General features: G+C 38.3%; 10 protein-coding genes and 3 pseudogenes. 11 read left to right on the forward strand and 2 right to left on the reverse strand.

Features of this window, described 5'->3' with window-relative positions; genetic code table 11:
* The first annotated feature begins 260 nt into the window (after window positions 1-260).
* From DQQ01_RS12725 to DQQ01_RS12745, 5 genes are all read left to right on the forward strand, one after another.
* A complete protein-coding gene (locus DQQ01_RS12725) occupies window positions 261-692 on the forward strand; it encodes a helix-turn-helix domain-containing protein (RefSeq protein ID WP_111920348.1) in 432 nt (143 codons plus the stop codon).
* Between the two features lie 10 nt (window positions 693-702).
* Window positions 703-1,134 (forward strand): ImmA/IrrE family metallo-endopeptidase, encoded by a 432-nt coding sequence (locus tag DQQ01_RS12730; RefSeq protein ID WP_242980383.1) that lies wholly within the window; start codon window positions 703-705, stop codon window positions 1,132-1,134.
* 45 nt (window positions 1,135-1,179) lie between these two features.
* Window positions 1,180-2,211: a hypothetical protein gene (locus DQQ01_RS12735; RefSeq protein ID WP_111920350.1), complete on the forward strand. Its 1,032-nt coding sequence runs from the start codon at window positions 1,180-1,182 to the stop codon at window positions 2,209-2,211.
* 510 nt (window positions 2,212-2,721) lie between these two features.
* Entirely contained in the window at window positions 2,722-3,834 is a 1,113-nt protein-coding gene (locus DQQ01_RS12740; protein WP_162624319.1) for a tyrosine-type recombinase/integrase, read from the forward strand.
* 206 nt (window positions 3,835-4,040) lie between these two features.
* Window positions 4,041-4,661: a DUF1836 domain-containing protein gene (locus DQQ01_RS12745; RefSeq protein ID WP_111920352.1), complete on the forward strand. Its 621-nt coding sequence runs from the start codon at window positions 4,041-4,043 to the stop codon at window positions 4,659-4,661.
* Window positions 4,662-4,773: 112 nt separating this feature from the next.
* Here DQQ01_RS12745 and DQQ01_RS12750 read toward each other — a convergent pair whose 3' ends face one another.
* Complete coding sequence (locus DQQ01_RS12750) at window positions 4,774-5,067, reverse strand: YerC/YecD family TrpR-related protein (RefSeq protein WP_111920353.1); 294 nt, start codon at window positions 5,065-5,067, stop codon at window positions 4,774-4,776.
* 178 nt (window positions 5,068-5,245) lie between these two features.
* The gene (locus DQQ01_RS12755) at window positions 5,246-5,968 is read right to left on the reverse strand and encodes a phosphatase (protein WP_111920354.1); all 723 of its coding nucleotides are present in this window, start codon (window positions 5,966-5,968) and stop codon (window positions 5,246-5,248) included.
* A gap of 468 nt (window positions 5,969-6,436) precedes the next feature.
* On the opposite strand from DQQ01_RS12755, the pseudogene DQQ01_RS12760 reads away from it, so the two are divergent.
* From DQQ01_RS12760 to DQQ01_RS12790, 6 genes and pseudogenes are all read left to right on the forward strand, one after another.
* Window positions 6,437-9,483, forward strand: a pseudogene (locus DQQ01_RS12760) (SrtB-anchored collagen-binding adhesin).
* 238 nt (window positions 9,484-9,721) lie between these two features.
* Window positions 9,722-10,048, forward strand: coding sequence for a YdcP family protein (locus tag DQQ01_RS12770; protein WP_111920356.1), 327 nt, complete (start codon window positions 9,722-9,724; stop codon window positions 10,046-10,048).
* 15 nt (window positions 10,049-10,063) lie between these two features.
* Window positions 10,064-10,447 (forward strand): YdcP family protein, encoded by a 384-nt coding sequence (locus tag DQQ01_RS12775; RefSeq protein ID WP_111920357.1) that lies wholly within the window; start codon window positions 10,064-10,066, stop codon window positions 10,445-10,447.
* A gap of 99 nt (window positions 10,448-10,546) precedes the next feature.
* A pseudogene (locus DQQ01_RS12780) lies at window positions 10,547-10,684 on the forward strand (helix-turn-helix domain-containing protein); the annotation flags it as partial.
* Window positions 10,685-11,096: 412 nt separating this feature from the next.
* Window positions 11,097-11,592: pseudogene (gene dfrF, locus DQQ01_RS12785) on the forward strand (trimethoprim-resistant dihydrofolate reductase DfrF).
* Window positions 11,593-11,852: 260 nt separating this feature from the next.
* Window positions 11,853-12,509: a hypothetical protein gene (locus tag DQQ01_RS12790; protein WP_002303420.1), complete on the forward strand. Its 657-nt coding sequence runs from the start codon at window positions 11,853-11,855 to the stop codon at window positions 12,507-12,509.
* The last annotated feature ends 39 nt before the right edge of the window (window positions 12,510-12,548 follow it).

Here is a 12,548-nt window from a genome sequence, read left to right on the forward strand (position 1 = left end):
AGAACTGTAGGGAATGGTCCTCCTTACAGTTTTTTGTTTTCAATACAGCAAATATCATGAAGCGAAAATGTTCTATTTCTATTGACTTTATATAGAAAATATTCTATAATCAGAATAACCACAAACGACGTAGAACTTTTTCATATTTATTCAGCATTTTTGTAGAACTTTTTCTACCTCATAGCTGTATTATAACGATTATTTTCTACGTTGTCAATACTTTATGTAGATTTTTTTCTACATCTTAGAAAGGAAAAACTATGGCGACGTATGATGTAATTTCAGAATTATGCAAAAATCGCAATCTTGCCATTACTGCGTTAGAAAGAGAATTAGGATTTGGTCGAGGTTCTATCGGAAAACTCAGAACCGGAAATACAACTTTAGAAAGATTGCAAAAAATAGCCGATTACTTCGGGGTAACAGTAAATTATTTAACAACAGGTCAAGAAAATGTTTTGCCTAAAGAAACATCTTCTGAATTAAACACTAAAGACAAAAAAGACATTGCTAAAGATCTGGAATCTATTATGGATAAATTAAACTCTCAAGAATCTGGTCCTGCGAGTTTTGACGGAAACGATATTCCTGAAGACGATAGAGAATTGTTCGCTGCACAGCTTGAAGCGATGCTCACCAGACTTAAAAAGATAAACAAAGAATTGTACAACCCAAACAAAAATAAGAAGTAGGTGCTATATATTGAATAGAGATATTAAAAAGATAGCTTTGCATCTTATAAAAAAATACAATACCCAAAATCCATTCAAAATAGCGGACGCATTAAAAATTGAATACATAATTGGTCCCATGGGGCATTACAGTGGCTGCTACTTATACTTAAAGAAGCATCGATGTATCTTTTTAAACGATGAATTATCTGAAAACGAGAAATCATTTGTTATGGCTCACGAACTTGGACACGCTATTTTACACAGAACAGAAAATTGTTATTTTATTCGTAACAAGACTTTTTTGTCTACTGCATGGATAGAACGGGAGGCAAATACATTTGCTGCAGAACTGCTTATCCCTGATTCACTCATTTACGAAAATCCAGGCTTTACCAAAAAGCAGTTGGCAAGACTTGCCGGATATAACGAAAAGATTATGGATTTTAAAACTATTGATTAAATTGCATTTAGAATTTAACATTAATATTTATAAGGGAAATAGATTATGAAAAAGAAATTTTATCTATGTGTAATGATTACAACAGCACTGGCTTTTTCAGGGTGCAGGAACGCCGAAAGAGAAGTATCTTCTACAAAGGCAAGCGAAAACATATCATATTCCCATGAGTTTGATACTGATTCTAATAGTCACGAGAACTTATTTGCTATTTCTTATCAAGTACCGCTTTCCTGGGATTGTTCAAATGCAGATAATGGAAATTATTATTATCCAGAAAACGGAATGCTTTATGTAAGTACGGATGCATCTCCATTCCAAGTAACTAAACATGATAAGCAAAATAATTATATTGATGGTTTTAGTTCAGAAATAGATGAATTCCAGGAACTAGATAGATACACTACGGATATAGCTGGCGTAGATGCTTTAGTTTTTGAATTTAATGGAATAATATCCCAAGAACATGTTGATGGAAAAAGCTATGTGTTTACTTATGGTGATTTACTGTACTGTTTTATATACTCCGATTTTATCACTGATGCCCCATACATTAGCCATATGAAAGATTTTGAAGAAATTATAAACTCAATCAGTTTTCCTCCATTAGCTGATGAAAAATCTACAAAAGAAGCTGAAACAAATTTCTCTGAAAAATCAGATGTGGATACAGAACTTCATTCTGAAAATAATACTACTGATAACGAAGTTTTGGGAGATGCTGCGGACGCTGTAGATGCAGTAACCTCAGAAGCCGTTGCAGATACTATATATCAAGAAATTTTAGATGAATACACAAAAAAGATACAGGAAGCTACGCCTGGACTTATAGAAGAATACAATACAGAAGCTGCCTCTAAGTCTGGAGATATCAATGCTTTAGCCGAAATTTCTAATGCCAAAATAAGCAAACTTGCCGAAATCAGTAATGAAGGCATTGAAAAAATGGCTAGTTTAATGTTAAAAAATGGAGATGAGTCTTCTGTTTATGAAGAGTGGGCCGGAAAGCTCACTAACGTATATATGGAACAGTCTCAGCAAATCACAGATGCTTATATGAGTTCTGCTGTACCACAGTAATTTCGCTAAGCAAAACTACTTAGTAGAGTCCACCTTGACAATATAATATGCTTACCCAGGGAGCTGGGGGACGTGCTCTCACCTATTCCGAGACCTTACGGAAGGCGGTGATTATTATGAGTACATACGAGGAATTAAGCCTAATCGTAAGCGTTGCTCTACTGATTGTTGCAATTCTGAATCTTACACATAAGAAATAGCCGTCCTGCTCCTGAGAAAAGTAGACGGCTATTCCTTAATAGTTTAAAGCTTATTCGCCGGGACGGGTGAAGTGCAGTCACCTTCCGGCTCCCTTGTTAAGTATATTATATGTCAAGGGAATGTATTTGTCAAATGTGAAAACCGCCCAGTGTTGGCGCACCAGACGGTTTGCTATATACCCGAAGATATACTGTTTTCAAGCAAATATATTGTATCATCTTCGGATACAGCCTGCAAGCGGAACGTTTGTTTCAGCTGGCTGTTATTTTTGTACCTATTTTTTCTGCACAAAATGAAAGGAAGATGAAAATGTGGATTGAAGAAACGAAATCAGGAAAATTTAAATTCACGGAACAGTACATGGATTACATGACAGGAAAGAAAAAAAGGGTGTCAGTTACTCTTCCTAAAAATACTGCTGCCACCCGAAAAAACGCCGCTTCGATTTTGGTACGAATGATTGAAGAAAAACAGTCTGCCCCAAAACAAAACTCTAACATTACCTTAGGGGAGCTTGTCGAAGAGTATCTCCGTCATCAGGAATTGATTTTGAAAGCTTCCTCTTACCGCTCCACTTATTACCTTTGCAATGCCATTTTGAAAATCTTTGATAAGGATATAAAGGTTTCCAATATCACTCCTATTTTTCTCAGAGAAACGCTGGTTCGTACAGGAAAGCCAAATGGATATCTCAACAATATCCGAAACCGAATGGTTGCTATTTTCCACTGGGGATATGATAACGACTACCTTGCCGATATTTCTTTCGTTTCAAAGTTTAAGCTTTTCAAAGATAAAACGCAGCGAGAAAAAATAGAGGATAAGTTCCTGGAACCAAACGAACTGGATATCCTTTTAAAGGGATTTAAAAGCAGAAAGTGGGAATTACTTACGCGCTTTTTGACGTTATCTGGTCTAAGAATTGGAGAGGCTTTAGCACTGGAGTCACAAGACATCGATTTTTCAAGGCATGTTATCCACATTACAAAGACTATTTTCCCCGCATTTAAGAGCATAGACACCCCCAAGACGCTTTCGTCTGTAAGAGATGTATACATACAGCCAGAGCTTGAGAAGATTTGCCGTGACATCATGCTTTTCATAAAACAGGAGGGACTTTTTCGTGGATACCGGACAAAGCTTTTTCTCTGCAATACCAAGGGTGATTATGTATCCTATCTTGTTTATTGCAACGTCCTGAAGCAAACCTCTATGAAATCGCTCGGTCGCAAAATCACTCCTCATGTGCTGCGCCATACACATGCGTCACTTTTAATGGCAAATGGAATGAGTACCGATGCCATATCCAGAAGGCTCGGACACGAAAACAGTGAAATTACCAGACGGGTCTATCTGCACGTCACGGAAAAGTTGAAAGAGCAGGAACAGGAACAGATGAAAAAAATCCATTTAATAGGCTAAAAAAAGGGGACAAAAAGGGGACAAAAAGGGGACAAAAGGGGACAAAAAGGGGATTTTTTATGTATTTTCCGTTCCGTCAAAAAACAAGCAAAAGTGCCTGGAGCCCTTGATTTTACTGGGTTTTTCCGTCATATGGTAATTAAATGATTTTCCCTCTTTACAAATAGTTTCCAAAACCATATAATATAGAGCAGAGGTGATAACATATGACAATAGACACAAAAGATATTTTAAACAGCATTCTCGCCAGCATTTCCCGCATTGATTATATCAAGCTTGAGGAAATCCCCGGCATTCCTTTATATATGGATCAGGTGACAACTTTTATGGAAGAACATCTCTCCTCCTCCAAGCGTTACCCGGAAGACAAGGTTCTTACCAAAACCATGATTAACAACTATGCCAAAAATCATCTTCTGCCCCCACCAGTAAAGAAGAAATATTCCAAAGAGCATATTTTAATGCTGACCTTTATTTATTATTTCAAAAACATTATGTCTATCAGCGATATTCAGGTGCTTTTAGGTCCTGTTGCCGAAAAATTCTTCCCAGGTGAAGGAAATCTGAAACTGACAGAGGTCTATCAGGAAATTATGGATTTGGAGCTGGAACAGATTGAACCTCTCATAAAAGATGTGACCAGAAAATTCAACAAAGCGGGAACCTCTTTTTCCCAGACCGATTCTGCAGAACAGGAATTTTTGCAAAAGTTTGCTTTCATCTGTATGCTAAGTTTTGACGTATATGTGAAAAAACAGGTAATTGAAAACCTGATTGACCAGATGGCTCCCTCTTCTCAGGATAGCGACAAGCACAAAAAACATTAGCGCAAAAATTTCAAAAGAGGCTGCTGTATAAAAGAACTCTCCATCTTTGGAAGATTTCTTTTATACAGCAGCCTCTTTTATACAACCGGATAGGAATCCTGGCTTTTTATTTTCATTTTTCTTCTTCGATTCTGTCAAATACCATATCATAGCCATCGTTTCCATAGTTCAGGCTTCTGTTGACACGACTGATGGTTGCTGTAGAAGCGCCCGTCTTTTCGGAAATTTCCAGATAAGTTCGCTTTTCCTTCAGCATTTTCGCTACTTCAAAGCGCTGGGACAAAGATAAGATTTCATTTACTGTGCATACATCCTCAAAAAACAAATAACATTCTTCTCTGTTTTTTAAACTTAAAACTGCATCAAACAGAGAATCTACTGCTTCTGTATGAATTTTTTTACTCATAATAAATAATCTCCTTACATTCGTAATCGCACCCCTGAAAGGTATTGCCGACCATAGTATTCTTTTCCACATTAATACTTTATCAGTTATACCTCACATTCTTCACCTATATATTAGCACAGTAAAATCTTAAAGTAAACCATACAAATCCATATTTTTAGGAATATTTCTAAAATTTTTATAAATTCTTGTATTTATTGACATATTTTTTCAATTCGGCTGCATCTCGGTTTACGATTAATTCATCCGGAAACTCCATATCCTGAAAAATCTCAAAAGCATACTTATGAAATCCCACCAGAGTATCTGTATGTGCATCGCTGTTTGCTACCACTGGCACTTTATACTTCTGACAGTATTTCAGCATAGTCCTCACATTTTCTTCTCCCCCCTGCCTGGTACATCTGGGGTCTAAAGAATTATTATTCACCTCCAGTAAAATTCCATGCTCTTTAGCAGCCTGCACAAGAGCCAGATAATCCACCGGGTATCTGCCGTCGTCCGGGTGTCCGATAATATTGACATAAGGATTTTTCATAGCCTCCAAATAAGCATTTGTATTTTCCTCTCTGGTTCCAGGTGTGATACAGGGAATATGAAGACTGGCAATAACAAGATCCATTTTCTTCATCGTGCTGTCTGCCATATCTACCGCACCTCTGTAATCCATAATATTCACCTCTGCACCTAAGAGAAGTTCTATTCCGTACATGGTCCTCTCTACCATCTTCAGATTTTCAAAATAAAAGGCTCCGCAGGTTCCCGGCATGGAAACTGCATGTTCTGTAATACCCAAAAGTTCCAGTCCCTTTTCTGAAGCTGCCTTCGCCATTTCCCGCATGGTGTTGTAAGCATGTCCGCTGGCAATGGTATGGGTATGAACGTCCAAAATATCTCTCATCTTGTATCCTTCCTTTCTTTTTTCGCAATATCAAAGCTTTCTTTTCATTGTAGGGATTCTTTTTCCCCTTGTCAATGTACAGCAAATGGTTTTCTTTCCATAAAAAAGAGTGCTGCATAAACCCTACGAGGCAACAGCCTGCTTTTCTTCGTAGACTTTGATACAGACACTCTTTTTTAGTTTAAAAACACAATAAAAATCTGATTATCCGCTAAAACACAGTATCTATCAGCATTTTCAAGGAAACAAACACATCAATTTACTACTTATTTACTACTAACGAATGAGCCTTGATACGCAAGTTTTCCTAGATATGCAAAGATATGGTACAGCACATCAGTATTGAAACAAGAAAAAATTGAATAACTTATAGACTATGGAACGCCTAAAATGACGTTCCTTTTCTATTTCCAGCCGTTCTTATTGGACGGCTATTTTATTACCCAAAATGAAAGGAGCATTAGATTTATGAAAAAGACATGGAAACGATTGTGTACGGGCTTCTTAGCTCTTGCAACTGTCGTTACTGCTTTACCGACTACACCCGTTCATGCAGAAAGTAAGCAATACTGGACGGAGTCAAACGAGCGTGTCGGTATCGTTGAAAAAGTAATGAATGACGGTTCGATTGGTTCTACCTTTAATGAGGGACATTTAACTGTTGAGGGCGAGGACGCTTACTGTATTGACATTAACACAGACTTTAAGAATGGTTACAAGACCAGAGCTGACGCAAGCTCACGCATGAGTATCGACCAGATAAGCGACGTTGCCTTATCTATCGAATATGTAAAACAGTACACAGACAGCCACAGCGGAATAGGCAAAAATCACGCTTACCTTTTAAGACAGCTTGTAGTCTGGCAGAGATTAAGCGTACATCTTGGCTGGCAATGTGATAACGTGCGAGCTTCTTATGATGAAATTCCAAAGGCAACGCAGGACGAAGTTTTCGCTGGTGCAAAAGCCTTTGTCAAAGAAAATAAAGGACGCTATGAATGTGGCGGTTATATCTACTCTGGCGAGGGGCAGGAATTGGGACAATTCTGGGCGAAGCTGAATGTCGGAAATGCGAAACTGCAAAAGACTTCCAGTAATACCAGCATTACAGACAGTAACGGGAATTACTCTATTGCAGGTGCAACCTATGGTGTCTTTTCTGATATAAGGACTGCACGAAACAGCTTGCCACCCTTACGACTGATGAAAACGGCAATACAGATGTTGCAGAGGTAAAAGCTGGCACAGTCTATATCAAGGAATTATCCGCACCAGCAGGATATAAAGTAGATAAAACTGTATATTCCTTAAAGGTTGAAGCTGGAAAGACAGCTACCTTGAAAGTATCAGATACACCGAAAGTAACAGACACTTTGATTGAGCTTTTCAAGATTGATATGGAAACACAGAAAGACAATCCGCAAGGGAACGCTTCTCTAGCAGGTGCGGAATTTACATGGAAGTATTATGCAGGCTTCTATACTAAAGACAATCTTCCTGCCGAAACTACTCGTACATGGGTTACAAAGACAATCGCTGAAACAGACAGCGACGGGACAACCCACTACATCACAAAATTAGCGGACGCATACAAGGTATCTGGCGACAGCTTCTATATGCAGGACGGTAAAGCGGTTCTTCCACTTGGGACACTAACCGTTGAAGAAACAAAAGCTCCAAACGGCTACTTGTTAGACGGTGCATATATGCAGGCTGGCGATAAGTCCGAACAGATTAAGGGCTTATATGTAACACAGATTACCGAGGACGGCGACCTTGCCGTACTATCTGGAAGTAACCAGTTTTCCGTATCAGACAAGGTTATCCGTGGCGGTGTCAAAATTCAGAAACGAGATTTAGAAACGGGCGATACAAAGCCACAAGGAAGTGCCACTTTGAAAGATACTGCCTTTGACATCATTTCCTTAAATGATAATTCTGTTTTAGTTGAGGGAAAGCTATACAAGAAAAATGAAGTGGTAAAGACAATTCGTACAGATATTGAGGGTGTCGCTTCTACTTCTGCTGACCTCTTACCTTATGGAAAATTCCGTATCGTTGAAAGTGAAGCTCCCGACGGTTACTTAACTGACGGTGCAAAAACGATTGATTTTACAATCACAGAAAATGGAAAAATCGTGGACTTAACCGACGAAGCCCATTCTATCTACAATCAGATTAAGCGAGGGGATATTGAGGGTGTAAAAATCGGTGCAGGCACACACAAGCGTCTTGCTGATGTTCCGTTTAGGATCACAAGCAAGACGACGGGCGAAAATCATGTAGTGGTAACTGATGATAACGGGCAGTTCTCCACTTCTGCTGAATGGGCTTCACATAAGCATAATACCAACGCAGGCAAGACCAGCGAGGACGGTGTGTGGTTTGGGACTTCTGAACCAGACGACAGCAAGGGTGCGTTACCTTATGATACCTACATCATCGAGGAATTACGCTCTGAAAGCAACAAAGGCTTTGAACTTATCCCACCTTTTGAAATCGTGGTATCAAGAAATAACCTTGTGATTGATTTAGGAACGCTGACTGATGAATACGAAAAAGAAATTTCTATCCATACCACAGCGACCAGCAAGGACGGCGAAAAGACTATCCTTGCAGGAAAAGAGGTTACAATCGTTGATACTGTAAAATTAGACGGACTTACAAAAGGTACAAAGTATCAGTTGAAAGGTTGGCAGATGTTAAAAGAAGAAAATGCCGAGCTTATCATTGACGGGAAACGTGTAGAAAACGATTATACCTTTGTCGCTGATGATGAGGAAATGAAAGTGGAAATTTCCTATACATTCAATGCGTCTGCTTTAGGTGGCAAAACCCTTGTTACCTTTGAAGAATTGTATGATTTAAGCAATCCAGACGAACCCGTGAAAGTTGCAGAACATAAGGACATTGAGGACGACGGGCAAACGGTACTTATCACAGAGCGTATCATCAAGATACATACTACCGCTACCGATAAGGACGGCAACAAAGAGATTGAAGCTGAAAAAGACGTTACAATCATTGATACCGTAACCTTAGAGGGCTTAGAAGTCGGTACACAGTACAAACTTGTGGGCTGGCAGATGTTGAAAGAAGAAAATGCAGAGCTTCTTATCAATGGAAAGCGTGTGGAAAGTGATTATATGTTTACCGCTGACAGCGAAACTATGAAAGTGGAAGTTGCCTTTACCTTTGACGCTACTTCTCTTGACGGCAAACAGCTTGTAACTTTTGAAGAATTATATGATTTGAGCAATCCAGACGAGCCGAAGAAAGTTACCGAACATAAGGACATTGAGGACGAGGGACAGACGATTATTTTTAAGGAAAAGCCAGAAGTCCCAGAGAAACCCGAAACACCACAGACACCAGAGAAGCCAAATAGACCTAGCGACAGTCCCAAAACGGGCGATAACACCAACCTTTACGGACTGCTTGCACTTCTTGTGACTTCTGGTGCTGGGCTGGCAGGTATCTTCTTCTATAAACGCCGTAAAATGAAGAAATCATAAGGCGGTAACGGTATGATGAAAGAAAAATCACGCTCTCCGCCGAAGCTGTCAAACGGCAGACTTTTGCTTATTCTGGCTTGTCTGCTACTTACCTGCAAGAACACAGATAGTCAAGGGTGCGTATGCATTGATTTTACCCTTTACTATCTGGGGGATTGCTGGTATTTACCCAACCGCCAGAATAAGAAATCACAATCAATAAACTTATCAAAAATAGAAAGAAACGAGGTAAAACACTATGGAAATGAAATATGTCGTGCCAGATATGGCACAGTCTTTTGGAACTCTTGAATTTGCAGGCGAAAGCGAGCCAGTCTTTGAAAGAGATAAAAATAACCGCAGGGTTTTAGCCAGACGAAGCTATAACCTTTATTCTGACGTACAGAAAGGCGAAAATGTTGTGATAGAAATTCCCGTGCAGGCTGGCGAAAAGCATTTCAAGTATGAGCAGAAAGTAAAACTTGTCAATCCGAAATTATACGGCAGAGGTTACGCAATCGGGGATATGGGACATACCGATTATGTGTTAGTTGCTAACGATATTGTAGCAGTTGAAGAAAAGTAAAGGAGTGAAGAATTTATGAGATTATCAAACGGTTTTGTTATTGACAAAGAGAAAACATTTGGAGAATTAAAATTTACAGCGGTGCGTGATGTGTTCTTGCAGAATGAGGACGGGACACCGAGTACCCAGCTTAAAAAGCGTATCTATGATTTGAAGTGCAGTCTACACGGTGGAATTATCCCCGTATCTGTACCGCCAGAAGTACCGTTAAGGGAATTTCAGTACAATGCAGTCGTGGAGCTTGTCAATCCAGTAGCCGATACGGTATCACGAAAAACCTATACGGGTGCAGATGTGGACTGGTATGTAAAGGCAGAGGATATTATGTTGAAGAATAAAAGCAATCAAAACGCAGGCAATCCACAGAACCATGCACCGCAGGGACAGCCGAAAAAATAAAAATTCTCCTCAAAGGTTAGAGAAATAACTGGACTCTCCTGTTAGTAGATTGCCTACCTTATCGTAAATGGTTAAAATAAGCCTAGGAGGTGGCAACAAATGTATCAAATCAATAATGAAAAGTTCGGACAATTTTTAGCCGAGATACGAAAAGAAAAACAAATGACACAAAAGGAATTGGCTGAGAAGCTGTTTGTTTCCGATAAAACGGTTAGTAAATGGGAGCGTGGTGTTTCCCAAACAAAAAGATATTAAGAAACAGCCCATGTTTACCTGCTTGCAAACAAAAGAATATTGCTACTAGACTAAGAGATACTACATAAGTGTGTTGGTATCTCTTTTTTGTTGCCGTGAAACAGCAGACTATTTCATTTCTGCTTGATTACCTTAAAACTTATTAGTCTATGGTTTGTCAAGGGCTTGTTGCGTGAGAAATGCTGAATATCACCCTTTACAAAACATAGGCTGATAAGTAACTTTTCAAAAGCAGAAAAGAAATGGCAATGCTTATAACAATATGATATAATGCAGATGAAGACAAAAAAGGAATTTGTCGAGCTGGTTAGTTCGAGATAATTTTGAGTTTGTTAAGATGTGGTGCACTTGATGGAATCACAGGTACGACATCATATTATGGAGGATGAAATAGATGATAGGTTTGATTGTTGCGAGGTCAAAGAATAATGTTATAGGCAAGAATGGTAATATACCATGGAAAATAAAGGGAGAACAAAAGCAATTTAGAGAGTTAACAACGGGTAATGTGGTTATTATGGGGCGAAAGTCTTATGAAGAAATCGGTCATCCGTTGCCTAATAGAATGAATATTGTTGTTTCCACCACAACAGAGTATCAAGGAGATAATTTAGTTTCAGTTAAATCATTAGAAGATGCATTATTATTGGCTAAAGGACGAGATGTATACATATCTGGTGGATATGGACTATTTAAGGAAGCTTTGCAAATAGTAGATAAAATGTATATCACAGAAGTAGATTTAAATATTGAAGATGGAGATACATTCTTTCCAGAATTTGATATCAATGATTTTGAAGTTTTGATAGGGGAAACACTTGGTGAGGAAGTGAAATATACGAGAACATTTTATGTAAGGAAAAAATGAATTGAGTAAATTTTGGATTTAGGGTGTTTTCATAAATATATTGCTTTTTATGCATATATAAATTGTTGTAAGACAAATTCCAGTTGAACCAAATCGCTGCGCGATGGCCTGCCAAGGCTGTGGCGCAGCGATTTGGTTCAATTGGTAAAAATCGGTGTGCAGTCCAGAGGAATGGGCAGATACATTCTAAATGTAGTCTGCTTTTTCCTCTGTCCTGACGCCGATTGTTTACGAAATAATTTGTATGGGGCGATAAAATCAGAATTTGAGAGAGTATTGAATATGAATAAGGAATGGTCTGAACTTAATAAAACAATGCAGGCACAAATAAAAAAGAAAGATACTTATAAGAGGGGTATTGATACTTTACTTACTTTACGAAGTCAGTTAATACAAACCTTAGTATCTTTCAAAGAAGAATTATGCAGAGAAGATTTTAACTCAATCCCCTTCATAAACGCTGATGGTTATCATAGTAAGACGATTGCTTATTCTATTTGGCATATTTTCCGCATTGAAGATATAGTTGTGCATACAGTGATAAATGAAGATGAACAAGTATTTTTTGCAGGCAATTATCAAGAGCGTATCAATTCACCTATCATTACAACAGGAAATGAACTCATGAAACAGCAGATTGCAGACTTTTCAAAACAGCTTAATCTGGAAGAATTATATTTATATATTTTCGAAGTATGGGAAAGCACTGAGAAAATGCTTGAACGGTTATCTTATGATGAATTGAAAAGAAAAATACCGAAAGAAAGAAAAGGATACTTAGAATCGTTGAATGTAGTAAACGACAATGAAAAAGCAATTTGGCTGATTGATTATTGGTGTAATAAAGATATTTGTGGACTAATTCAAATGCCGTTTTCAAGACATTGGATTATGCACACAGAAGCCTGTTTGCGTATAAAGAACAAGATACATTCATAGGCAAAAATTTCAGTTTGTAGAACTAAGGAAATTGGAATT

The organism is Blautia argi (assembly GCF_003287895.1).
Classification (GTDB): domain Bacteria; phylum Bacillota; class Clostridia; order Lachnospirales; family Lachnospiraceae; genus Blautia; species Blautia argi.